General features: G+C 74.4%; 21 protein-coding genes. 11 read left to right on the forward strand and 10 right to left on the reverse strand.

What is annotated here, in order from left to right; genetic code table 11:
- Positions 1-141: 141 nt before the first annotated feature.
- Positions 142-969: a helix-turn-helix transcriptional regulator gene (locus ACGFI1_RS09480; RefSeq protein WP_386867821.1), complete on the forward strand. Its 828-nt coding sequence runs from the start codon at positions 142-144 to the stop codon at positions 967-969.
- A 98-nt stretch (positions 970-1,067) separates the two neighbouring features.
- Positions 1,068-2,081, forward strand: a complete 1,014-nt coding sequence (locus ACGFI1_RS09485) for a LysR family transcriptional regulator (RefSeq protein WP_392784332.1) — start codon at positions 1,068-1,070, stop codon at positions 2,079-2,081.
- Here ACGFI1_RS09485 and ACGFI1_RS09490 read toward each other — a convergent pair.
- Both ACGFI1_RS09490 and ACGFI1_RS09495 read right to left on the reverse strand, forming a co-directional pair.
- Positions 2,078-2,881, reverse strand: coding sequence for a hypothetical protein (locus tag ACGFI1_RS09490; protein WP_392784334.1), 804 nt, complete (start codon positions 2,879-2,881; stop codon positions 2,078-2,080). The two genes, ACGFI1_RS09485 and ACGFI1_RS09490, sit on opposite strands and share 4 nt — an antisense overlap.
- 1 nt (position 2,882) lies before the next feature.
- The gene (locus ACGFI1_RS09495; RefSeq protein WP_138638256.1) at positions 2,883-3,455 is read right to left on the reverse strand and encodes a papain-like cysteine protease family protein; all 573 of its coding nucleotides are present in this window, start codon (positions 3,453-3,455) and stop codon (positions 2,883-2,885) included.
- Between the two features lie 228 nt (positions 3,456-3,683).
- Here ACGFI1_RS09495 and ACGFI1_RS09500 point away from each other — a divergent pair, with 228 nt between their 5' ends.
- A complete protein-coding gene (locus ACGFI1_RS09500) occupies positions 3,684-4,439 on the forward strand; it encodes a hypothetical protein (protein WP_392784336.1) in 756 nt (251 codons plus the stop codon).
- Here ACGFI1_RS09500 and ACGFI1_RS09505 read toward each other — a convergent pair.
- Together ACGFI1_RS09505 and ACGFI1_RS09510 are read right to left on the reverse strand one after the other, a co-directional pair.
- Entirely contained in the window at positions 4,341-5,381 is a 1,041-nt protein-coding gene (locus ACGFI1_RS09505; protein ID WP_392784338.1) for a phosphotransferase, read from the reverse strand. The two genes, ACGFI1_RS09500 and ACGFI1_RS09505, sit on opposite strands and share 99 nt — an antisense overlap.
- A 142-nt stretch (positions 5,382-5,523) precedes the next feature.
- The gene (locus ACGFI1_RS09510; protein WP_392784341.1) at positions 5,524-8,301 is read right to left on the reverse strand and encodes a tetratricopeptide repeat protein; all 2,778 of its coding nucleotides are present in this window, start codon (positions 8,299-8,301) and stop codon (positions 5,524-5,526) included.
- Between the two features lie 121 nt (positions 8,302-8,422).
- Between ACGFI1_RS09510 and ACGFI1_RS09515 the strand changes: the two genes are divergently transcribed.
- Complete coding sequence (locus tag ACGFI1_RS09515) at positions 8,423-9,682, forward strand: FAD-binding protein (protein ID WP_392784343.1); 1,260 nt, start codon at positions 8,423-8,425, stop codon at positions 9,680-9,682.
- Here the strand turns inward: ACGFI1_RS09515 and ACGFI1_RS09520 are convergent.
- Together ACGFI1_RS09520 and ACGFI1_RS09525 are read right to left on the reverse strand one after the other, a co-directional pair.
- Positions 9,679-10,857, reverse strand: coding sequence for a sensor histidine kinase (locus ACGFI1_RS09520; protein ID WP_392784345.1), 1,179 nt, complete (start codon positions 10,855-10,857; stop codon positions 9,679-9,681). The genes ACGFI1_RS09515 and ACGFI1_RS09520 overlap by 4 nt on opposite strands.
- Positions 10,854-11,510, reverse strand: a complete 657-nt coding sequence (locus tag ACGFI1_RS09525; protein ID WP_301177874.1) for a response regulator transcription factor — start codon at positions 11,508-11,510, stop codon at positions 10,854-10,856. The genes ACGFI1_RS09520 and ACGFI1_RS09525 overlap by 4 nt, the downstream gene beginning before the upstream one ends.
- Positions 11,511-11,664: 154 nt before the next feature.
- Here ACGFI1_RS09525 and ACGFI1_RS09530 point away from each other — a divergent pair, with 154 nt between their 5' ends.
- The 5 genes from ACGFI1_RS09530 to ACGFI1_RS09550 all read left to right on the forward strand — a co-directional run bounded on the left by ACGFI1_RS09530 (position 11,665) and on the right by ACGFI1_RS09550 (position 15,860).
- Positions 11,665-12,171, forward strand: a complete 507-nt coding sequence (locus ACGFI1_RS09530; RefSeq protein ID WP_392784347.1) for a hypothetical protein — start codon at positions 11,665-11,667, stop codon at positions 12,169-12,171.
- Positions 12,171-13,298: a peptidoglycan-binding protein gene (locus tag ACGFI1_RS09535; protein WP_392784349.1), complete on the forward strand. Its 1,128-nt coding sequence runs from the start codon at positions 12,171-12,173 to the stop codon at positions 13,296-13,298. Before ACGFI1_RS09530 ends, ACGFI1_RS09535 begins: the two co-directional genes overlap by 1 nt.
- Positions 13,295-14,008, forward strand: coding sequence for an ABC transporter ATP-binding protein (locus tag ACGFI1_RS09540; RefSeq protein ID WP_392784351.1), 714 nt, complete (start codon positions 13,295-13,297; stop codon positions 14,006-14,008). The genes ACGFI1_RS09535 and ACGFI1_RS09540 overlap by 4 nt, the downstream gene beginning before the upstream one ends.
- Positions 14,005-15,213 (forward strand): ABC transporter permease, encoded by a 1,209-nt coding sequence (locus tag ACGFI1_RS09545; RefSeq protein WP_138633161.1) that lies wholly within the window; start codon positions 14,005-14,007, stop codon positions 15,211-15,213. The genes ACGFI1_RS09540 and ACGFI1_RS09545 overlap by 4 nt, the downstream gene beginning before the upstream one ends.
- A gap of 71 nt (positions 15,214-15,284) precedes the next feature.
- A complete protein-coding gene (locus ACGFI1_RS09550) occupies positions 15,285-15,860 on the forward strand; it encodes an antibiotic biosynthesis monooxygenase (RefSeq protein WP_392784353.1) in 576 nt (191 codons plus the stop codon).
- Between the two features lie 82 nt (positions 15,861-15,942).
- On the opposite strand, the gene ACGFI1_RS09555 is transcribed toward ACGFI1_RS09550, so the two are convergent.
- The 3 genes from ACGFI1_RS09555 to ACGFI1_RS09565 form a co-directional block, all read right to left on the reverse strand.
- A complete protein-coding gene (locus ACGFI1_RS09555; protein WP_392784359.1) occupies positions 15,943-17,736 on the reverse strand; it encodes a choline/carnitine O-acyltransferase in 1,794 nt (597 codons plus the stop codon).
- Between the two features lie 96 nt (positions 17,737-17,832).
- Entirely contained in the window at positions 17,833-18,654 is an 822-nt protein-coding gene (locus ACGFI1_RS09560) for a class I SAM-dependent methyltransferase (protein ID WP_205719063.1), read from the reverse strand.
- A gap of 11 nt (positions 18,655-18,665) precedes the next feature.
- Entirely contained in the window at positions 18,666-19,502 is an 837-nt protein-coding gene (locus ACGFI1_RS09565) for a HalD/BesD family halogenase (protein WP_387071606.1), read from the reverse strand.
- A 269-nt stretch (positions 19,503-19,771) separates the two neighbouring features.
- Between ACGFI1_RS09565 and ACGFI1_RS09570 the strand changes: the two genes are divergently transcribed.
- Both ACGFI1_RS09570 and ACGFI1_RS09575 read left to right on the forward strand, forming a co-directional pair.
- Positions 19,772-20,275: an MSMEG_6728 family protein gene (locus ACGFI1_RS09570; RefSeq protein WP_386867788.1), complete on the forward strand. Its 504-nt coding sequence runs from the start codon at positions 19,772-19,774 to the stop codon at positions 20,273-20,275.
- Positions 20,276-20,323: 48 nt separating this feature from the next.
- Complete coding sequence (locus ACGFI1_RS09575; RefSeq protein WP_392784362.1) at positions 20,324-21,541, forward strand: PP2C family protein-serine/threonine phosphatase; 1,218 nt, start codon at positions 20,324-20,326, stop codon at positions 21,539-21,541.
- Position 21,542: 1 nt separating this feature from the next.
- Here the strand turns inward: ACGFI1_RS09575 and ACGFI1_RS09580 are convergent, their stop codons facing one another.
- The gene (locus tag ACGFI1_RS09580) at positions 21,543-22,538 is read right to left on the reverse strand and encodes an alpha/beta hydrolase (RefSeq protein ID WP_392784364.1); all 996 of its coding nucleotides are present in this window, start codon (positions 22,536-22,538) and stop codon (positions 21,543-21,545) included.
- Between the last annotated feature and the right edge of the window lie 43 nt (positions 22,539-22,581).

A 22,581-nucleotide genomic window follows, 5' to 3' on the forward strand; every position in this document is an offset into this window, starting at 1 on the left:
GGAACCTGCCGCCGGGCGCACGGCAAGATCACCGACAGTCTGAATCGCGTTACTTTCCGCTGGAATCGGGTGAATCGGTGGCGCGGCGCGTACTACGCTCGGGCGCGCAAGCGATCACCGCTCCGGACCAGGTCCGGCGCGGTGCGGACCGGCGGAAAGGGCCTGCGGGTGGACGACCTCCTCGGCGGGCCGGTCCGGCGCGACGCCTACCGGCTCGTCCTGTACGAGGAGGGCCGCCCCGACCCCGGCGCCGAGGGCTACCGGTTCCTGCTGCCGCTGCACGGCGAGCTGCTCATGCTCGACGGCGCCCGCGAGGCGCGGCTGCGCCCCGGCACGGGCGGGCTCGTCCCGCCGGCCGCGCCGCTGCGGGTCGACCGGCGGCGGCCCGGCCGCGCGCTCGTGCTGACGATCCCGGCGCGCGAGATGGCCGGGCGGCCCAACGTCCCGGCGCTGCCGGTGACCGGCATCGACCTGACCGCCGGGCTCGGCCGCGTCGTCGCCGACATGGTGCGGGCCGTCGGGGAGGAGCGCGGCAGCCTGTCCGAGCCGCAGTTCGACGCCGCCTGCGACCGGATCACCGAGCTGCTGTGCCTGCTCGTCGCGGGACGCGCCCGGCCGCCCGCGTCCGGCCACCTCGCGGAGGTGGAGGCGGTGGTGCGCCGGCACGTCCGCGAGCACGCCGCCGACCCCGGCCTCACCGGCACCGCGATGGCGCAGGACCTCGGCTGGTCGCTGCGGCAGATCCAGCTCGCGCTGCAGCGGGCCGGGACGACGCCGCGCGAGCTGATCCGCGAGGAGCGGCTCCGGCTCGTCCGGGACCGGCTGCGCGATCCGCTCTACCGGAACGTCACGATCACCGACCTCGCGCACGCGAGCGGCTTCTCCTCCGCGAGCGCGCTCAGCCACGCGTTCCGCCGCCGCTTCGGCGTCAGCCCGCGCGACCTGCGCCGCGACGCGGGGCCGAGCTGAGCCGGTCGGGCACGGATTGCCATTCCGCCGCCGCCGGACCGGCGCTAGCATGCGGCGGAGAACCAGCGGCACGGGGCGACGACAGGTCAGGAGCGCCCGTGGACCTCGGCCCCCACCATCTGCGGATGATCGAGGCGATCGCCGCCACCGGCAGCATCAGCAAGGCCGCCGCGCGGCTCGGCCTCACCCAGCCCGCCGTCAGCACGATGCTCCGCCGCGTGGAGGGCCACCTCGGCGTGCAGCTGTTCGTCCGCTCGCCGGGGGGCGTCACGCCGACGCCCGTCGGGGCGGAGGTCGCCACCCGCGCCCGCGCCGCGCTCGCCGGCATCGACGACCTCAACGCGGCGCTCGCGCACCGGCTCCCCGCCGCGCCGCCGCTGCTGCGGATCGGGATCCAGGCGTGCCCGGCGCTGACCGGGCTCGGCGAGCACCTCGACGCGCTGCATCCGGAGGCGCGCCTGCAACTGCGGGTCGACCCGGGCGGCGGCCGCATCCTCGCCCTGCTCGGCTCCGGCGCCCTCGACATCGGGCTGTTCCAGGAGCCGGCCGGCCACGACCCGCGCCCGCGCGACGGGCTGCGGCGGCTCGTCCTGGTGGAGCGCGAGCCGCTGCTCGTCGGGATGGCCGCCGCAGGCCCGCTCGCCGACAGACCGGCAGTCGACCTCGCCGACCTCGCCGACCGGGACTGGCTGGACGACCCGCTCGACGACGGCCCGTGGCCCGCCCACTTCCGCGCCGTGTGCGCGGAGGCCGGGTTCACCCCGCGGGTGCGGTACTGGTCGAGCGACTGGCAGATCTCGGCGTCGCTGATCCGGTCCGGGCGCGCCGTCGGCCTCTACCAGCCGACCGCGGCCTCCCGCGACGGGATCGCGTTCCGCCGCATCGCCGGCGACCCGCTCGCGCAGCGCGTGGTGCTGATGTGGCGCCCCGAGGCCGAACCGGCGGCGGAGCGGCTGCGCGCCGCCTTCACCGGCGTCTACCTCGGCCTCGTCCAGGCCCAGCGGATCTACCGCGAATGGTGGGACGAGCACCCCGAGGCGCATCCGGCACTGCTCGCCGCGCGGGTCCCGGGAGGGGGACCGGCCTCCGGGACCCGCGCGCCGAGCCGCTAGTAGCTGCCCCTGCGTCGCCGCGCCACCGCGATGCCCGCGGCGGTCACGGCACCGCCCGCGCCGAGCGCCAGGAGGGCCGGTGCCGGGCCCCGATCCGGCACCGGCCCGCGGACGCCGGTCGCCGGCGAGTAGCCGCCGAGCTTCCCGGACCGCTGGTAGGCCGTCCCGGGGAGCTTGTCGGCGTACCGGCCGTGCACGAGCCGCTGGTACGCGGCCACCGTCACGCCGGCCTTCCCGACCGACGTCCTGGCGGTGTCGTTGAGGGCGGTGACCCGGCCGTCCTTCAGCCGGTACCAGGCGTGGATCTGCGGCTCGGTGAACACCGTGCCGCCGTCCGCCCGCGCCGGGTAGGCCGCCTCGTCCGACCCCGAGATGATGTTCATGACCTGCCAGCTCGCGCCGGACCCGGTCAGCCACACCGTCGCGTGCTGCCCGCTCGCCGACGCCGCGCCGACCGCCATGTAGGCGAACGTCGCGACCGGGGCGCTCTCGCCCTTCACGAACGCCGGGTTCAGCGAGTAGACCTTCTGCGCCGCTCCCTGGAGCCGCGGCGCCTTCGCCTGGGCCTGCGCCTTCGTCACGGCCTGGTTCGTCAACTGACCCCGCTGGTGCTGGTCCAGGTGGACGAAGAACTCCGCGAGCCGCTGCTGCGCCGCGGGCGCCTGCGCCGCCTGCGCCGCGGCGGCCTCGTCCGACGGCGGCCCGGCGGCCAGCGCCGCGCTCCCGCCCATCAGCACCGTGCCGCCGATCACCGTGCCGCCGATCACCGCGCCGGCCGCGATCTTCATACTGCCGCGCATCTCAACCCCCGATCCTGGACAGGGCCTGGCCCCATCGGAACTGGTAGTTGCTGACGTAGCTGCTGTAGGACATCTCCCCGTAGCGGGGGCTGGACGGCCACGGGTCGCCGTAGGAGACCGTCTGTCCGGAGTAGCCGTAGATGACCTGGGCGTGGCCGCCGCCGGCCGTCCAGTAGATGCCGGTCAGGATCGGGCGCCGCCCGTTGATCTCGGCCTGTACCGACGAGAGCGACAGCGGCCCGGAGACCTGCCCCGGGGAGAGCCCGAGCGCCTGGAACGCGCGCTGGTCGTACTCCAGGTAGCCGGCCTGGTTCGGGCAGTAGCTCCCGCGCGGGTAGCCGCGCCCGAGGTTGCAGAAATCGTTCTGGCTGACGTTCCCCTTTCCGAAGAACTGGGCGATGGTCAGCCCGCTGGCGACCCAGCACCACTGGTTCTGCTGCTGCACCTGCTGCGTGATCGGCAGGTCCTGCGCCGAAGCCGCCACGGCCGGTGCCGCGAAGGTGGCCGCCGCCACCCCCGCGGCACCGGCCGCGAGCCACCGGCGTGCCCGGGCGGGTCGGGTACGCGTTCTCATGCTTCCGCCATTTCTCCCGGCGTGGGCCGCGCCCCCCGCGCGACTCCGGGCCGGTGCCGGGGGAAACTCCGGCCGGAAATCCCCGCGCGAGGGACCGAGGAACGCCACAAAAGTCGCACTGCACCCCGAACGCGCGGAAATGCCAGCAGGCCATAACACGCCGCAATACCCGCCGCTCTGTGCCGGACGACCTGGACGCCCCGCCGCCGGCGGCGTTCACTGGGGTGCGTGGACGCACCACTCGACCGCGCGCCCGCCCGCGCGCTCGCGACCTGGTCGGGGCTCAACTGCTCCGTGCTCTTCTGCGACGTCGCGGGCTTCGGCGACCCGTCCCGCGACGACGACGACCGCCGCGTCGTCCGCGACGTCACCTACGGGGTGCTGCTGGCCGCGCTGGAGGCGTCCGACGTCCCCACCGCCGACACCTACCGCGAGGACCGCGGCGACGGCGCCCTGGTGATCGTCTCCCCGGCCGTCCCGACCGCCTCGCTCATCGACCCGCTCGCCGGCCACCTGGCCGTCGCGCTCCGCCGCCACAACCACCGCGCGAGCCCCGCCGTCCGCGTCCAGCTCCGCGTCGCCCTGCACGTCGGCCCCGTCACGCCCGACGCCGAGGGCCTGAACGGCCAGGCCATCATCCAGACCGCCCGCCTCATGGAGGCGCCCGCCCTCAAGACCGCCCTCGCCGAGACGGGCGCCGACCTGGGCTTCATCGTCTCGTCGTTCGTCTACGACGCCTTCGTCGCCCACCTGCACGGCGCCCTCGACCCGCGCGCCTTCGAACCCGTGACGGTCACCGTGAAGGAGACCACCACCGAAGCCTGGATGTACCTGGCGGGCACCGCCCCGCACCCAGCCGCGCGCCCGGCCCCGCCGCCCCCGCACTCACCGGACCCCGACGGCCCCCAGGGAACCACCGTCTTCCACCACGTCGAGGTCCACGGCGACATGGTCCTCGGCAACAAGACCGTCCACGAGCGCTGACGGTCCGCTCTGCCAGCGCTCCTCGACGCCGCGCAGCAGCCGCGCCCACTTCGCCGGCGACCGCGAGACCGCGAGGTTCCGCACCGCCGTGAACCGGAACAGCCACGCCAGCGCCTCGTCCGTGAGCTCGTGCTCGGTCTCGTCCCGGTAGGCGGCGACGAAGGCGTCCGCGAGGTCCCAGCGCGGCCGGTCCGCGCCCAGGTGGGCCAGATGCAGCCCGGCGAGCGCTACGTCGTACCACTGGACGTCCCAGTGCGCCCGGTCCCAGTCGACGATCTCGACGACCCGGCCGTCCCGCACGAGGAGGTTCTCGGTCCGCAGATCGTGGTGGGTGAGCCCCCTGGGCCCGAGGTAGAGCCCGACCCGCTCGGCGCTCAACCGGGCCAGCCCGGCCGTGACGGACTCGATGTGGGCCGGCGGGCGCCCCCGCGCCACCATGTCGTCGACCAGCGGGCCGGCCTGCCGGAGGACCCGGCGCATCGGCCAGTCGTAGACGTGGAGCCGGGTGCGCCCGGTGTCCAGGGACGCCTGGTCGATGGCGCCGGCGCTCCGGTGCACCAGGGCGAGCTTGCGCGCGGCGTCCCTGACCAGGGGGACCGCCAGCCAGTCGGGAGCCGGGTCGTGCTCGGTATGGGAGCGGACGAACCAGCGGTGGCGTGGACCCGCCACGCAGGAATGGCCCTTCCGGGTCTCGACCGGGGAGCGCACCACGGAACTCGCCGCCGTATCGGCGAGTGCCCGCATAATTGCGAATTGCCACTCGAAAGGAACCCGTCCCCGCTCCCTGCGCACCTGGGAGATCAGGTACGTCCGGTCAACGTGCCGGTACAGGTAGTGCAGGCTGTAGTGGCGGCGCGGGGCGCCCAGGAACAGCGGGCGGCGGTGGCCGTAATACCGCCAGAGAATCCCACGGCAAGTGAGAAAACGGTCATTCGGGAGCAAGGCACGTCCCCGGGTGCGACAACAGGCCCCACTCAGGCCTCAGCAGCAAAGTGCACCACAGAAGAGCGACCGAAACTCATGAATAGAAAATCCACAACCAGTCGGGAGGGGGTTTTGGGCGAGCCGGCCGGCGGCGGGCGGGTCAGGGGTCGCCGAGGAGGTGGCTGAGCTGGCGGTCGAGGGCGTCGGCCTCGGCCTCGGTGGTGGCGGCGGCCGGGTCGCCGGCGGCCCTGTGGACGTCGGCGAGCAGGCGGAGCGCCTTGATCTCCTCGTGCTGGACGCCGATCTGCGCCGCGAGGTCGCGGGCCAGGCGGACCCGGACGAGGGCGTCGGCGGGCCGGTCCAGCCGCAGCAGGATCTCGCCGACGTTGCGCAGCGTGACGACCTTGCCGTAGCTGTGGCCGAGGTCGTTCTCCAGGCTCAGGCACTTCTCCGCCGTGCGCAGCGCCTTCCCGGCGATCCCCATCCGCAGGTACACCTTGCTGAGCAGGTCGAGGGAGCCGGCGATGCCGCGCTTGTCGTCGATCGTGTGGCACAGCCGCAGCGAGCGCTTCGCCGCGTTCCGGGCCCGGCCGAGCCGCCCGGCGTTCAGCTCGATGAGGCCGAGCGCGTTCAGGGTGTTGGCCTCGCCGTGCCGGTCGCCGATCTCGCGGCGGATCGCGAGCGAGCGGTTCGCGTCCTCCCTGGCCTCCGCGTACATGCCCATCCGCCGGTAGCAGCGGCTGAGGCTGTCGAGCGCCTCCGCCTCGCCGTGCCGGTCGCGCAGCTCCTGCAGGATGTCGAGCGCCTCCAGGCCCGCCTCGACGGCCTTCTCGTGCCAGCCGAGCCGCCGCCTGATCGTGGAGAGGTACACCAGGGCGTGCCCCTCGCCCTGCCGGTCGGTGATCGTGCGGCGGATCTTCAGCGCCTCCTCGGCGTGGGCGCGGGCCTGGAGGTGGCGGCCGATCCGCATGTAGAGGTAGCCGAGGAAGGCGAGCGTCTCGCCCTCGCCGTGCCGGTCCCCGATCTCGCGGCGGATCCGGAGGGCCTGCTCGGTGGCGGCCTGGGACTCGCGGATCCGGCCCCACCCGTAGTAGATGCGGGCCATGTTGTCGAGGGTCTCGGCCTCGCCGCGCAGGTCCCCGATCTCCTTGCGGATCTCCAGCGCGTCGGCGGCGCACTCGTACGCCCGGTCGTACTCGCTGAGGCCCTGGTAGCCGCGCGCGAGGGTGTCCAGCGTGGTCGCCTCGGCGTGCCGGTCGCTGATCTCGCGGCGCATGGCGAGCGCCTGCTTGCCGAGGTCCAGGGCCATCCGGTAGTCGCTGAGCTGGAGGTGCGTCCGGGCCATGTTGTCCAGGACGGCCGCCTCCCCGTACCGGTCCTGCAACTGGACGCTCAGCTGCAGCGCGGGCGCCGCTTCGAGCAGCGCCTCCTGGGTCTGGCCCAGTTCCCGGTAGAGGACGGAGATGTGGTGGTGCATGAAGAAGCGGGCGAGCGGGTCGGCTCCGCGCTGCGCCGCCTCCAGCCCGGCCCGGTGGACCGCCAGGTTCTCGTGGCAGTAGCGGCGCAGCTCGAAGAAGTCGTAGACGGCGTCGGCGAGCTCCCAGGTGAGCTGGTCCCAGTGCAGGCGCGCGACCTGCCGGGTCAGCTCGGTGAGGTTCTGCTGCTCGGCGGCGAACCATTCGAGGTGGCGGGCCCGCTCGGCGGGGTCGGGGTTCACCGGCGGCGCGGTCAGCTCCTGGCGGATCGTCCGGCGGTACCGGTCGAGGAACCGCCCCGCCTGCTGGGCCGTGGTGAGGTACCACATCGCGAACCGCCGGATGGCGGCGGTGCGGACGACGGGCGGGTCCTCCTGGAGCGCCCGGTCCCGCGCGTACTCGCGGAGCAGTTCGTGCAGGTGGTGGCGGCCGCCGCCGATAGCCTGGACGAGCCCGGCCGTCTCCAGTTCGTCGAGCAGGCGCCGGGCGGCCTCCGGCGTCGTGCCGAGCAGCGCGCCCACGGCCCCGGCCGCGACGTTCGGCCCCTCGACGAGCCCGAGGAGCCGGAACGCGCGGCGCCGGTCCGGGGCGAGGCCGCGGTAGGACAGGTCGAACGCGGCCTCGACGGCCTCGTCCGGGTCCTCGCCCGCCGCGAGCTTGGCGAGCCGGTCGCCCTCCGCGAGCGCGTCCACGGTGTCGGCCACCGACTGGTGCGGGCGGGTGGCGAGGTTCGCGGCGGCGACCCGCAGCGCCAGCGGGAGCCGCGCGCACATCCGCACCAGCTCGGCGGTGGCGCCGGGCTCGCGCCGGGTCCGCTCCCGCCCGGCGACCTCGCCGACGAGGTCGCGCGCCTCCGCCGGGGACAGCAGGTCGAGCGCGGTCGCCCGGGCGCCGCAGCGCGCGACCAGCGCGGTGAGCCGCCGCCGGGCCGTGACGACCACCACGCACGACGAGGTGCCCGGCAGCAGCGGGTACACCTGCTGGGCGGACGCGGCGTCGTCCAGCACGATCAGCGCCCGCTTCCCGGCGAGCCGTGACCGGTAGAGGGCGGCGAGCTCGTCCTCCTCGACGGGCAGCCGGCTGGACGGGACGCGCAGCGTGCGCAGCGCCTGGCCGAGGGCCTCGCGCGGGGCGACCGGGCCCCGCCGCGCGTAGCCGCGCAGGTCGATGAAGAGCTGCCCGTCGGGGAAGTGCTCCGACACCAGGTGCGCCCAGTGCACGGCCAGGGCGGTCTTCCCGATGCCCGGCATGCCGGTCAGCGCGATGATCACGGGGGACTGCCCCGGCGGTTCGATGAGGGCGTTGAGCCGGTCGAGGACGTCCCGCCGCCCGGTGAACCCCGGCACGTCCAGCGGGAGTTGCCGGGGCGGGCCCTCGGCTTCGGGGGGCGGCGCCATGTGGACGTGCTTGTCACCGGAGACCAGGTCGCCCTCGGCGTTCGCCTCGCCGAACAAGGTCGTCATGCCGGCCCTCCGCGGTTAGATCGACCTGGTTTTCACCGTAACGTGCGAATCGTTCGGAAAATATGGACAAATACACAAGTGGCCATTATGGGAAGGGCTACGCCGGAAGTACGGTGCCGTTGTGGATCAACGCGGAGGTGCGCGCCTCAGGAATTGGGCCGGGAACGTCGGCTACGGCGCCGCGCGGGTGCACCGGCCGGAGTCCGTGGACGCGTTGCGCCGCGTCGTGGCGGACGCGCGGCGGGTGCGGGCGCTCGGCAGCGGGCATTCGTTCAGCCTGGTCGCCGACACCACCGGCGACCTCGTCCGGCTCGACGGGCTGCCGCCGCTGGTGGAGATCGACACCGCCCGGTCGACCGTGGCGGTCGCGGCCGGGATGCGGTACGCGGACGTCGCGGTAGAGCTGCACCGCAAGGGTTACGCCCTGCCGAACATGGCGTCGCTGCCGCACATCTCGGTGGCCGGGTCCTGCGCGACCGGCACGCACGGGTCGGGGGACGGCCTGCGCTGCCTGTCCGCGTCCGTGACCGCGCTCGAACTCGTCGGCCCGGACGGCGACCTGCGCGAGCTGCGGCGGGACGCCGACGCCGGCTTCCCCGGCGCGGTCGTCGCGCTCGGCGCGCTGGGCATCGTCACGCGGCTGACGCTGGAGGTCGAGCCCGCGTTCGAGGTCGCGCAGAACGTCCGGCTCGGCGTTCCACTGGACGACCTGGCCGCCCGTTTCGACGAGGTTTTCGGCGCCGCCTACAGCGTCAGCGCCTTCACCGGGTGGCGCAGCGGCGAGGCCACGGTGTGGCTCAAATGCCGCGCGGGCGCGCCGGAGCCGGTGTGGGGCGGCGGGCGCGCGGCGGGTGCGGCGGTCCACCCGGTGCCGGGCATGGACCCGGTGGCCTGCACCGTCCAACTGGGGGAGCCGGGCCCGTGGCACGAGCGGCTGCCCCATTTCCGGCCCGAGCTGACGCCGAGCGCCGGACGGGAGCTGCAATCGGAGTGGTTCCTGCCCAGGGAGGCGGCGGGCGCGGCGATCGCGGAGGTGCGCGGGCTCGCCGGCGTCCTGACGCCGGTGCTGCACATCTCCGAGATCCGGACCGTCCGCGGCGACGACCTGTGGCTGAGCCCGGCGTACGGCAGGGACTCGGTGACCTTCCACTTCACCTGGCACGACGATCCCGTTGGGGTGCTTCCCGCGGTCGCCGCGCTGCAGGAGCGGCTCGTCCCGCTGGGGGCCCGGCCGCACTGGGGCAAGCTCAGCACCACGCCCGCCGGGGAGGTCGCCGCCCGCTACGAGCGCGCCGCCGATTTCGCCGGGCTGGCGGGCGAGCTGGATCCCGGCGGGAAGTTCCGCAACGCGTTCGTGGACGCGCTGTTCCCGCGCGGTTAGCCGCCGGGCAGGGCGACCGTGATGGCCAGGCCGCCCTGGGCGCGGGGGACGGCGCTGACCGTCCCGCCGTGCGCCCGGACGATCGACTGGACGATCGAGAGCCCCAGCCCGGCGCCCTTCGCGGTGACGACGCGGTCGCCGTCGAGGCGCCGGAACGGCTCGAACAGCGCCGGGATCTCGTAGGGCGGGACGGACGGGCCCGAGTTGGCGACCTCCAGGACGGCGCGGCCGTCCTCGGTGCGGCAGGCGACGCTGACCCAGCCGCCCTCGGTGTTGTGGCGCAGGCCGTTCTCCAGGAGGTTCTGCACGACGCGTTCGAGGAGGAGGGCGTCGCCCGACGTCATGGCCTCGGCGGCGTCGGTCTCCACGCTGATGCCGGTCTCCTTGGCCTCGGGCGCGGTCTGGGACGCGACGTGGGCGACGACGTCCGCGAGATCGACGGGCGCGCGCTGGGTGATCTCGTTCTCGGAGCGGGCGAGCAGCAGCAGGCCGCCGATGAGCCGCTCGTGCCGCGCGTTGATCTGCAGCAGGGTCTCGCCGAGCTGCCGGACGTCCGGGGACGCCGACGCGCGGTGCATCGCGACCTCGACCAGGGCGCGGCCCAGCGTCAGGGGCGTGCGCAGCTCGTGCGAGGCGTTGGCGACGAAGCGGCGCTGGCCGTCGAAGGACCGGTCGAGCCGCTCCACCATCGTGTCGAAGGTGTCGGCGAGCTCCTTCACCTCGTCGCGCGGTCCGGTGAGGGCGATGCGCTCGTGCAGGCCCCGGTCGGCGGCGGGCGAGCCGGCGATCCGCCGGGCGGTCTCGGTGACGCGGTGCAGCGGGGACAGCACCTGGCCCGCGATGAGCCAGCCGAGGCCCGCCGCCGCCCCGCCGACGACGAGCAGCGCGATCGACCCCTGCGTCACCAGCGACGTGATGGCGGCGTCGCGCAGCTCGGCCCGCTGCTTCTTCATCCAGCCCTCGGTGTCGGCCAGCAGCTGCTCCTCCGGGACGCGCCGCTCCGGAGCGGGCGCGGTGCCCGGCGCCGGGGCCAGCCGGGTCGCGAGGACCTTCGTGCCCGAACGGGACAGCTGCTGGTTGAACAGGGCGTAGGTCACCCCGAGCAGGACGACCCCGGCGACGAGGAACAGGCCGCAGTAGGTGAGGGTGAGCCGGGCGCGCAGCGACAGCTTCATGGGATCCGGTACCCCGCTCCCTTGACGGTCTCGACCACGGGCGGGTCGGCGAGCTTGCGGCGCAGCTTGAGGACGGTCAGCCGGACGGCGCCGGTGAACGGGTCGGCGTGCTCGTCCCACGCCTTCTCCAGGAGCTGCTCGGCGGAGACGACGGCGCCGTCCGCGCGCAGCAGCTCGGCGAGGACGGCGAACTCCTTGCGGGCGAGCGGCACGTACCGGCCGTCGCGGAACACCTCGCGGCGCGCCGGGTCCAGGGTGATCCCGGCGCGGTGCAGCGTCGGCGGCGCGGCCGGCCGGGACCGGCGTCCGAGCGCGTGCACGCGGGCGGCGAGCTCCGGGAACGCGAACGGCTTGGTCAGGTAGTCGTCGGCGCCGAGCCCGAGGCCGCCGACCCGGTCGGTGACCTCGGCGGCGGCGGTCAGCATCAGGATCCGCGCCGCCGCCCCGGCCCGCACGACCTCCCGGCACACCTCGTCGCCGTGGACGAGCGGCAGGTCGCGGTCCAGGACGATCACGTCGTAGTCGTTGACGCCGGTGCGCTCCAGCGCCGCCGCGCCGTCGTAGGCGAGGTCGACGGCGTGCGCGTCGTCCCGCAGCCATTCGGCGATCGCGTCCGCGAGCAGCCGCTCGTCCTCCACCACCAGAACTCTCATCGCTCCTCCTCCGAGGGGTGATGCTGCCCGACGGCGTGTTTCGTCGCCGTTAGCCGCCGGCTCCGCGGACGCGGAAACGCGGGGGAAACGTCCGGCCGGGTTGCATCGCTCCGCGTCGGCCGGAACGGCTCCGGCCGGCGGACGAGGAGGAGACATGCGACTGCGGATCCTGGCGGCGCTGCCGCTCGCGCTGGCGCTGGTGCTGACCGGATGCGGCTCGGACGGCGGCGGCGACACCGGCGTGGCGTCGGCGGGCGGCGCGAAGCAGGAGGGGCCGGCCGGCGGCGGCGCCAAGCCGAACCTGGACGAGCTGGGCGTGAAGTTCGCCCAGTGCATGCGCGAGCACGGCGTGGACATGGACGACCCCCAGCCCGGCAGGGGCGTCCAGCTCAAGGTCAAGGGCAACAAGGAGACCGTCGACAAGGCGATGGAGGCGTGCCGGCAGTACAACCCGCAGGCGAACGCCACCGGCGCCCCCGATCCGCAGATGCAGGAGCGGGCGCGCAAGCACGCCGAGTGCATGCGGCAGCACGGCGTGGAGGCGTTCCCCGACCCGAAGCCGGGCCAGCGCGGCATCCGGATCGACGCGAAGGTCGGCGAGGACCCCGACTTCGAGGCCGCGCAGCAGGAGTGCCAGAAGATCCTCCAGGGCGGGAAGTGATGGGCGGGACGGCCGTGGGCGAGAGCGCCCCGGCGCGGGAGGAGCGGCGGGCGCGGGCCCGCCGCCGGCCCCGGCCGCTGCTCGCCCTCGGGGTCGCCGCGCTGGTCGCGGCCGGCGGCGGGGTGGCGACCGCGGCGGCGCTCGGCGGCGGCGAATCCGGCGGCGGGACGGACCCGGCGCTGCCGCCCGCCACCGCGAAGGTCGCGCGGCAGACGCTCAACGACGCCCAGACCGAGGACGGGCGGCTCGGCTACGGCCCGGCGTCCGTCGTGACGAGCCAGCTGCGGGGCACGCTGACGAAGCTCCCCGAGAGCGGCGCCGAGATCACCCGCGGCCACGAGCTGTACGAGGTGGACGGCGACCCGGTCGTGCTGATGTACGGGTCCAGGCCGTCCTACCGGCCGCTGGAGGTCGGCACCGAGGGGGCGGACGTGAAGCGGTTCGAGAAGAACCTCAGCGCGCTCGGCTACGGCGGCTTCACCGTGGACGACGAGTACACCTCCGACACCGCCGACGCCGTCCGGGAATGGCAGGAGGACATCGGCGTCGCGGAGACCGGGGCGGTCGAGCTCGGCCGGGTCGCGTTCGCGGACGGTCCGGTCCGGATCGACAGCGTCCAGGCGAGCGCGGGCGAACCGGTGGCACCCGGCAAGAAGGTGCTCACCCGCACGGGCACCGGCCAGGCCGTGACGGTCGAGCTGGACACCGCCGACCAGCGCATGGCGAAGAAGGGCGCGAAGGTCACCGTGACGCTGCCGGAGAACGAGACCGTCACCGCGGAGATCGACGAGGTCACGACCGTCATCGAGCCGGGCGAGCAGGGCCAGGACCCGACGACGAAGGTCGAGGTGACGATCTGGCTCGACACGGCGAAGGCGAAGAAGGCCGCCGCGCGGTACGCGCTGGCCTCGGTCGATGTCACGTTCACCGCGGGCAGGCGCGAGGACGTGCTGACCGTCCCGGTGACCGCGCTGGTCGCGCTGAGCGAGGGCGGCTTCGGCGTGGAGGTCGTCAAGGGCGCGGCCTCCTCCTACGTTCCGGTCGAGACGGGTCTGTTCGCGGACGGCAAGGTCGAGATCTCCGGGCCGGGGATCACCGCGGGCACCGTCGTGGGGGTGCCGAAATGATCGCGCTGCGAGACGTGGTGAAGCGGTACCCGGGCGGCGTGCACGCGCTCGCCGGGGTGTCGCTGCGCATCGCCGCGGGCGAGCTCGTCGCGATCGTCGGGCCGTCCGGGTCGGGCAAGTCGACGATGCTGAACGTCCTCGGCACGCTGGACCGGCCGACGTCGGGCAGCGTCCACATCGACGGGCACGACGTGGGGCGGCTGACCGACGCGAAACTGTCGGCGCTCCGCGCGACCCGCATCGGGTTCGTGTTCCAGCACTTCCACCTGGCGGCCGGGACGCGGGCGATCGACAACGTCGCGGACGGGCTGCTCTACACCGGGCTCCGCGCGGCGGCGCGGCGGCGGCGGGCCGCGGCGGCGCTGGAGCGGGTCGGGCTCGGCCACCGGCTGGACCACGAGCCGCACGAGCTGTCCGGCGGGGAGCGGCAGCGGGTCGCGATCGCGCGGGCGGTGGCGGGGGAGCCCGCGCTGCTGCTCGCCGACGAGCCCACCGGTGCGCTGGACTCGGCGTCCGGGGACGGGGTGATGGCGCTGCTGCGGGAGCTGCACGCCGCCGGCACCACCGTCGTGATCATCACGCACGACCGGGAGATCGCGGACGGGCTGCCGCGCCGCGTCCGGATGCGCGACGGCCGCGTCGTCGCCGACTCCGCCCTCGCCGACTCCGCCCTCGCCGAGGCCGCCGCCCTGCCCGAGGCGGCGCAGTGACGGCCGCAGGGACGCTGCGGCCCGCGCGGCTGTGGCCGGGCGACGTGGTCAAGGTCGGCGCGGTGGGGCTGCGGACGCGTCCGATGCGGGCGTTCCTGTCCGCGCTCGGCATCGCGATCGGGATCGCCGCGATGGTCGCCGTCGTCGGCGTGTCCTCCTCGTCCCGCGCGGAGCTGGACCGGGCCCTCGCCGCGCTCGGCACCAACCTGCTGACGGTGTCGCCGGGCAGCACGCTCACCGGGGAGAAGGCGCAGCTGCCGCTGGAGTCGGAGCGGATGGTGGCCCGCATCGCCCCGGTCCGGGACGTGTCGGCGATCGGGCTGCTGGACGAGGCGAAGGTCTACCGGTCCGGCAAGGTGCCCGCGACCGAGACCAACGGGATCGCGACGTACGCGGCCCGCACCGGCCTGCGCGCCGCGACGGGCGCGGAGCTGAGCCGCGGCGTGTGGCTGAGCACCGCGACCGGCGAGTTCCCCGCGGTGGTGCTCGGCGCGAAGGCGGCCGAGCGGCTCGGCATCGGGCACGCGTCCCCGGACGTGCAGGTGCTCGTCGGCGGCCACCGGTTCACCGTGATCGGGATCCTCGCGCCGGTGGCGCTGGCCCCCGAGCTGGACACGGCGGCGCTGGTCGGCTGGCCCGCCGCGCGGAGCGTGCTCGGCTTCGACGGGCATCCGACGACGATCTACACCCGGTCGGCGGACGCGCGCGTCGAGGACGTCCGGGACGTGCTCGGCCCGACCGCGAACCCGGCGGCGCCGAACGAGGTGGAGGTGTCGCGGCCGTCGGACGCGCTCGCGGCGCGGCAGGCGGCGGGGGAGGCGTTCACCGGGCTGCTGCTCGGCCTCGGCGCGGTCGCGCTGCTCGTCGGCGGCGTCGGGGTCGCCAACACCATGGTGATCTCGGTGCTGGAGCGCCGTGCGGAGATCGGGCTGCGCCGCTCCCTCGGCGCGACCCGCGGCCAGATCCGCACCCAGTTCCTCGCCGAGTCGCTGCTGCTGTCGGCGCTCGGCGGGGTCGGCGGCGCGCTGATCGGGTCGCTGGTGACCGCCGGCTACGCCCTCTACCAGGGGTGGCCGGTGGTGATCCCCGCCTGGGCGGTGCTCGGCGGCGTCGCGGCGACGCTGGTCATCGGCGCGGCGGCGGGGCTGTACCCGGCGGTCCGGGCGTCCCGGCTCAGCCCGACCGAGGCGCTCGCCGCCACCTGAGCCCGCGCCCGCCGCCCACCCGAGCGGGCGGGCGCGGGCATGGACGGAGCGGGACGGGTGAGATCTCCGGTATGGGTAACGCGGAGACCGAGCCCGTCACGCTCGTGGTCACCTGGGACGTCAGGCCCGGCCGGGAGCGCGACTTCGAGGAGTGGGCGGAGGGCCTCCACCGGGTCGCCTCCGGGCATCCGGGCCACCGGGGCGCCACCTGGCTGCGCGCCGAGGGGGCGCGGCACCGGTACTACACGGTCGTGAACTTCGCCGACCAGGACTCGCTCGACCGGTGGCTGCGGTCGCCGGAGCGGGCCGACTGGATCGACCGGGTCCGCGGCATCGCCGACGAGCACCATCTCGACACCACCGGGCTGGAGACGTGGTTCAGCCTGCCCGGGGAGTCGGTGCCGGCGCCGTCCAAGGCGAAGATGATCGTCGTGACGTTCTGCGCGGTGTATCCGCTCAGCCTGCTGCTGAACGCGTTCGCCACCCCGCTGACGAAGTCGTGGCCGGTGCCGCTGCAGGCGCTGACGTTCCCGGTGATCGTGATCCCGCTGCTCACCGTGGTGATCATGCCCGCGCTCAGCCGGCTGCTGCGGCGCTGGCTGTACCCGGCCGGGCGGATCCACCGCCCCGCCCGGCCGGGCCGCTGACCGGGCGGGCGGGGCGCGATCGGGCAGGGCGCGATCAGGCGGGGCGCGATCAGGCGGGGCGCGATCAGATGCGGGGCCGCGATCAGGAGAGCAGGTCACGCAGCTCCTGGACGGCCTCGCGCAGCCGGTCCGCGAACGCGTACATGGCGTCCGCGACGGGCTGCGGCGTGCTCAGGTACAGGTTGAAGCGGTCCGGCAGCAGGACGTAGGCGACGCCGATGCACTGCTCGCTGGTCGACCCGAACCCGAAGTACCGGATGTTGACCGACGGCGCCGAACTGGTGGACAGGTAGTCGTCCCGCATCTTGATCCAGCCCGGCGTGTCGAACAGCGGAAGCGGCCCGGTGACGCCGAGTTCGGCGCCGCGCCGCTTGGCGATCAGCTGCAGCTCCCAGAGGTGCTGCTCGGGCGCCTGCCCGGCCTGGCACTCCTTCGCGCGGCGCACGTGCGCCTCGGCGGCGGCGCGGAACGCGTTCCGGCGCGCCTCCCGGTCGGCCGCGGGGTCGTCCATGGCCGCGACGAAGCGCAGCACCTCGGGGGTGACGACCCGCATCGCCTCGGTGCGGCCGTGCCGGTACTGGCGGGTCGCGATCGACTCGTAGGTGGTGCCGGTGAGGCCCTTCGCGCGCCGGTGGGCGAGCTGGTAGGCCAGCTGGACGAACGCGTCCGGCGACGTCTTCAGCCGCTTGGCCTCGGCGGAGCCGAAGTCGTCGAACGAGACGGCGGCCGTGGCGGTCGCGGCGGCGTAGCCGGCGAAGGAGGCCGCCGCCTCCTCGATGTCGCGCCGCAGGTCCTCGTCCAGCGCGAACCGGATCGGCTCGATCGCGGGCAGGCCCTGCGCGGCGGCGCCCGACCGCCGGGACAGCTCCGCGGGCGGCGCGCCGAGCAGCTCGTCCACGAAGCTGAGGACCGTGGTGCCGTCCAGCCCGCAGTGCTCGACGTTGATGCCCGCGGTGCCGTCGCCGAACACGATGAACGACACCGCCTTGTCGAACCAGCGGTTGCCGCTGTCGCCGTGGAGCAGGTGGTCGCAGGCGTCGAGGGTGTTCGCGGGGGCGAAGTCCTCCAGGCAGACGCAGAACAGCGCCGTCTCGACCTCGTCCAGGGCCTTGTCGTTGCCGAGCGCCAGCAGCGCGTCGCGGCTCGCCGCCCACTCGGCGCGGGCCTTGGTGGTGAGGTGCCCGGCGGACGGCTCCTCCGCCGCCTCCGCCTTCAGGATCGTGCCGAGCCCGGCCCGCAGCTCGCCGAGGGTGTGCGGGCGGCCGTCCGGGCCGAGGACGTCCATCCGGAACATGGTGCCGCGGAAGAACACCACGATGTGGCGGGCGTCGGACGGGCCCGGCCACGCGTCGGTGTAGGGCGCGCGGACGGTGTCCTGCTCGGCGCCGGGGATGCGGGTCGTCGAGAACAGGAACCGGTTCTGCACCATCGACAGCGGGCGGCCGCGCTGCACGACCGGCGGGATGCGCTCGGCGTCCAGCCGCAGCTTGTAGTCGAGCGCCCCGGCGATCAGCCCGGCCGCGCGGTCGGCCTGCCCCTCCGGCGACTCCTTGAACAGGAAGAAGAAGTTGGCGTTCAGCGCGATCCGGTCGCGGCGGCCGAGGTAGCGGTACGGCCAGAACGTGTCGAGCCAGCTGTGCACGCCCTCGGCGGCGTCGTAGCGCTCGAGCGCGGCGTGCAGCGTCCGGCCGGGGCCGCCTGGCCGGACGAACGCGGCCAGCGCCGACTCCGTCCGGGCCCGCTCGTCCTCGGTCAGCAGCGGCCCGCACCACTCCATGAACCGCTCGCAGGTCGCGTCGAGCGTGGGCAGCGGCACGCGCGGCAGCCCCGCCTCGTTGCCGAAGGTGCGGGACGAGAGTTCTTCGCTGGCGTTCACTTCGTTCCTCTGCTGTGTGTACCGGACTTGCCGTGTGTACCGGAGTCGCCGTCTGTACTGGAGTGGCCGTGGATGCCGGCCCCGCGGCTCGATGCCTCAGCCGCGCGGCTTGGAGATGTAGAGCTGCGCGTAGAACCAGCCGTCGGTCTCCAGCCCGCCCGGGTCGACGCCGACCTCGGCGAGCCGCTCCAGGACGGACGCCTGCTCCTCCCGCGTCGCGAACCGCCGCTGCCGGAACAGGCCGTCGCGCCGGACGGTCTCGTACCCGGCGGCGGCGAGGGTGTCGGCGATCGGGTCGAACGGGAACATGCGCAGGACGAAATGCGCCATCCACGGCAGCCGCCCGCCGGCGCGCTCCCCGGCGGCGGCGACGATCCGCGCGATGGTGCGCTCGGTGACGTAGCCGAGGCAGCCGGTGGAGATGACCAGGTCGGCTGCCGCGAGCCGGGCCCGCTGCTCGCCGGTCGGCTCGCCGTCCTCCAGGTCGGCGTGGACGGCGCCGTCCAGGAAACCGGCGTCCAGCGCGTAGCCGAGGGCGCCGTCGGAGGCGTCGAGACCGAGGAACCGGACGCGTTTCGGCGGTGCGCCGGAATCGACCAGCTCCCGGTCGCGGGCCAGCAGCGCGGCGCGCGTCCACCGGTGGGCGTCGCGGCCGCTATACCGATCGTACAGCTCGGCCATGGTCGCGCCGTGTTTCACCAGGGCCGCGTTGATTCCGTACGAGCAGCCGATGTCCAGGACGGTCGGGACCGGAACGCCGCGCGCCTCCCGGTATTCGGCGATGAGCCGCTCGAAATGCGGTTTGGCCAGTTCCGGGATGTTGTAGTCGAGATCGCGGAGCGTGCTGAAATAGGCGCGGGGATCGGGCCGCGTGTAGATGTGGTCGAGCGAGATCTTGCCGGTCGTGTCGACGCGCAACGGCGGGCCTCCTAGTCGAGCAGCTGGTCCACCCGGACGGCGCGCCCCTCCGCCGCCAGGTGCTCGGGCAGGACGCGGCCGAAGAGCTGCCTCGTGCGCGCGACGCTGCCGATGACCCCCGGGCGCTCGCTGTAGGCGAAGATCGCCGTGTGCCGCGCCGTGTCCCCCCGGACCGTGCTCACCCGGTGCAGCGAGTACCGGCCCTTGAACAGCTGCAGGTCGCCGGGGCGCAGCGCCAGCCGGCGGACCAGGCGGTCGCCGCGGCCGGTCAGCACGTCCCGGACGTCGGCGAAGTTCTCCCGCTCCGCCGTCCGGATGTTCGGGCAGTACTCGAAGACGCCCCCGTCCTCGGGCTCCTGCGTGAGCAGGCTGACGGTGAACTCGTTGGTGTCGAAGTGCCAGGGGTGCTCCATCCCGGGGCCGACCACGTTGAGGACCAGCCCCGACAGCGGGTCGGCCAGCTCGTGCACCCGCGGCAGCCCGAAGCAGCTCGCCACGAACCGCTGGAACAGCCCGTTCGTGTAGAGCCGGTGGATGAGCGCGTCCGCCGGGACGCGGTCGCGCGCGACGAACGCGTTGCCCCGCTCGACGGTGATGCGGCCCGGATGATCGTCCGGCAAAGGGGTGCCGATGTCGATGTTGTAGGCGTTCACCGTTTCGACGTCATAATGCGCGGACGGCGCGATCTTCGCGCATTCCGTGCGCAGTGCCTCCCGCAATGCGGGGCGAATGAAGTCGGGCAGCACGCAGCACCCGGTTTTCGCCAGTTCGGCGCGGGTGCGGGAAACGGCGGCGGCCCAGCCGGCGCCGTCCGGCTCGGCCAGCGGATAGCGTTCCGTGTCGGCCACCTGTGCGAGAGACTCCGCCGCGCCCATGACGTTCCTTCCGCGTCGCCGAACCCATGACGGGTTTTAGCACAGTCCTTCCGGGAATTCATGGCCCGCCTTTCCGGGCCCGTTTGTCAGAAATCGATAAGCCCGGCCCGTGACCTGTGCCTTCGAACGTTCCGGCGCGCGCGCCGCCGCGGCGGCGGGTGTGTCCCATCTCACCCGCCGTGCGCGGCGGCGCCCCGCGGCGGGTAGGACCGGGGCACGGGGGAGTGACAGGGGGGGCGGTCGTGCAGACCTTTCTGCCGTACGCGGACTTCGCCGCCACGGCCCGGGTGCTGGACCGGCGGCGGCTCGGCAAGCAGCGCGTCGAGACGATCCAGGTGCTGCGCGCGCTCACGGTGCCCGGCTACGGCTGGCGGCACCACCCGGCCGCGCTGATGTGGACGGGCTACGAGGAGGCGCTCGTCCGGTACGGCCTGGAGATGTGCGCCCGGTGGAGCGACCTCGGCCACGCCGACACCTGCGCCGCGACGCTGGCGGCCGACCTCGCCGGCGCGCGGGGCGTGCGGGAGCCGCGCGCCCAGCGGCGGCTCGCCGCCGCGGGGGAGTTGCCGCCCTGGCTGGGCGACCCGGCGTTCCATCTGAGCCACCGCTCGGCGCTCGTCCGCAAGGACCCCGCCTTCTACGGGCCCGCGTTCCCCGGGGTGCCGGACGACCTGCCCTACGTCTGGCCCGCCTCGGACCGGCGCCCCGGCGGGCAGGGCTCTCATGGTGCGGCCGAGGGCGGGTAGGTACCCCGGAACCGCACGGACGAGGGGGCCCCGGAGGACGGTGAGCCGATGCTGAGGGAGCTGGTGGCGGAGAGCCACCTGATGTCCATGGAGCAGCTGCCGGGCGCGGCCGCCCGGCACGCCGCCGGCGTGGGCCTGCACGACGTGCTGATCTACGTCTCCGACCTCCAGCAGAACGTCCTGCGGCTGCTGACCGGCAAGGGCCCGGACGCCGGCGGAGACCCCGGCGACGAGATCCCGGAGCTGAAGATCGAGGGCACCGTCGCGGGCCGGGCGTTCCAGACCATGGTGCCGGTGATCGGGCAGACCTTCGGCGACGGGACCTGCCAGTACTGGCTGCCGGTCCTCGACGGCTCGGAGCGGCTCGGGGTGGTCCGGGCCACCATCCGCCGGGACGATCCGCAGGCCCGCGACGACGCCGAGTACCTGGCCGGGATGGTCGCGCTGATCATCGTCAGCAAGGGCCCCTACAGCGACTCGTTCTCCCGGCTGGTGCGCACGCGCGGGATGACGGTGTCGGCGGAGATGCAGTGGCGGCTGCTGCCGCCGCTGACGTTCGCCAACGACCAGGTGGTGATCAGCGCGGCGCTGGAGCCCGCCTACAACCTCGGCGGCGACACCTTCGACTACGCGCTGGCGGGCGAGACCGTGCACTTCGGGGTCTTCGACGCCATGGGGCACGACACCACGGCCGGGCTGACCTCCAGCCTCGCCGTCGCCGCGTTCCGCAAGCACCGGCTCCAGGGCGCCGACCTCATCGGGGTCGGGCGGGGGATCGAGGAGGTGCTGGCCGAGCAGGACAGCAGCGGACGCTTCGTGACCTCCGTGCTGGCGGAGCTCGACCTGCGGTCCGGCGTGTTCTCCTGGGCGTCCTACGGACATCCCCCGCCGGTCATCATCCGCAAGGGCCGCTGGGTGACCTCGCTCGAATGCCGCCCCGGCACGCCGCTCGGCACCGGCCTCGGCGTCGAGCCCGCGCGGTGCTCCGAGCAGCTCGAACCGGGCGACCGCATCCTGCTCTACACCGACGGCATCGTGGAGGCCCGCGACCCGGGCAAGCGGGAGTTCGGGCTGGTCCGCTTCGTCGACTTCGTGATCAAGCGGGAGGCCGACGGGCTGGCGGCGCCCGAGACGCTGCGGCGCCTGATCCACAGCATCCTGACGCACCACGCGGGACGGCTGGACGACGACGCCACCGTCCTGCTCCTCGAATGGCACGGCTGGGGCGGCCGGGAGGACGCGCTGGAGGCGATCCGGCAGACCTGAGCTAGCCGGCCCCGAGGGCGGCCATCAGCATCGGGTACGCCTCGTGCAGGTCGCGCTGCCAGTACGGCCAGTCGTGCTGCCCGTCGAAGAACCGGGCGGTCACCGGGATCCCGAGATCGCGCAGCCGGGCCGTGAACGCGCGCGCGTCGCCGTGGGCGGCGGCCTCCACCGGATCGGTGAACGGCAGCCCGCCGAGCGACCCGGCCCTGCCGTTGCCGCTCGCCACCCACAGCCGGACGCCGCGCAGCCGCCCGGCGATGTCCGTCGGGTTGTGCGCGCGCCAGATCGCCGCCTGGTCGTCCGGGTCGCCCCAGACGCGCCGCCAGTCGGTGCCGGGGCAGGCGAACGACGGCCCCCAGCCGGTCGAGTCGTCGCCCGGCTCGTGGCCGTGGAGGGTGTCCACGTACCCGCTGAAGGACGCGGCGGCCCGGAACATGCCGGGGTGGCGGGCCGCGTACAGCATGGCGCCGAGACCGCCCATGGAATTGCCCGCGACCACGCGGCCGGACCCGGCGCGGTAATCGCGTTCGAGGACGCGCCGGAGTTCGGTCAGGTGGAACGTCTCCCAGCGCGGGGAGCCGCCGCGCCCGTAATTCCACCAGTCGGAGTAATTCCCGCAGCGGCCGCCGTTCGGCATGACGACGATGACGCCGCTCCCGGCGGTGAGCCGGGCGACGTCGGTGCCGCGCGTCCAGGCGGTGTAGTCGTCGACGCCGCCGTGCAGCAGCCACAGCGTGGGCCACGTGCGGGTCGCGTCCCGCGACCAGCCGCGGGGGAGCAGAAGGCGAACCTGCTGCCGGCCGTCCATGGCCGGAGAGTCGATGGTCAGGTCCACGGTGCGGGACGCGACGGACCGCTCGGCGACAACCCGCGCGCCGCTCGGGGCGGCGCCCGCGGGCGGGGTGGAGGCGAGCGCGGTGGAACGATCCAGGAAAAGTGCGGGGAGGAGCAGCGCGAAGGCCGCCGGCCATGCGGCGGGGGTGATGCGGCGGAGCAATGGGGGCCTTCCGGAAACACCGGCGGGATGGGCCGGCCTTGAC

Origin of the sequence: Actinomadura geliboluensis, from assembly GCF_043197915.1 — a bacterium.
GTDB lineage: Bacteria > Actinomycetota > Actinomycetes > Streptosporangiales > Streptosporangiaceae > Spirillospora > Spirillospora geliboluensis.

What these genes read in the sequence shown, in the direction of transcription:
- ACGFI1_RS09490 (WP_392784334.1), bottom strand. Translation starts at nt 2,881, where the DNA reads ATGCGCGGCAGTATGAAGATCGCGGCCGGCGCGGTGATCGGCGGCACG.
- ACGFI1_RS09495 (WP_138638256.1), bottom strand. Translation starts at nt 3,455, where the DNA reads ATGAGAACGCGTACCCGACCCGCCCGGGCACGCCGGTGGCTCGCGGCC.
- ACGFI1_RS09510 (WP_392784341.1), bottom strand. Translation starts at nt 8,301, where the DNA reads ATGACGACCTTGTTCGGCGAGGCGAACGCCGAGGGCGACCTGGTCTCC.
- ACGFI1_RS09520 (WP_392784345.1), bottom strand. Translation starts at nt 10,857, where the DNA reads ATGAAGCTGTCGCTGCGCGCCCGGCTCACCCTCACCTACTGCGGCCTG.
- ACGFI1_RS09525 (WP_301177874.1), bottom strand. Translation starts at nt 11,510, where the DNA reads ATGAGAGTTCTGGTGGTGGAGGACGAGCGGCTGCTCGCGGACGCGATC.
- ACGFI1_RS09530 (WP_392784347.1), top strand. Translation starts at nt 11,665, where the DNA reads ATGCGACTGCGGATCCTGGCGGCGCTGCCGCTCGCGCTGGCGCTGGTG.
- ACGFI1_RS09535 (WP_392784349.1), top strand. Translation starts at nt 12,171, where the DNA reads ATGGGCGGGACGGCCGTGGGCGAGAGCGCCCCGGCGCGGGAGGAGCGG.
- ACGFI1_RS09540 (WP_392784351.1), top strand. Translation starts at nt 13,295, where the DNA reads ATGATCGCGCTGCGAGACGTGGTGAAGCGGTACCCGGGCGGCGTGCAC.
- ACGFI1_RS09550 (WP_392784353.1), top strand. Translation starts at nt 15,285, where the DNA reads ATGGGTAACGCGGAGACCGAGCCCGTCACGCTCGTGGTCACCTGGGAC.
- ACGFI1_RS09575 (WP_392784362.1), top strand. Translation starts at nt 20,324, where the DNA reads ATGCTGAGGGAGCTGGTGGCGGAGAGCCACCTGATGTCCATGGAGCAG.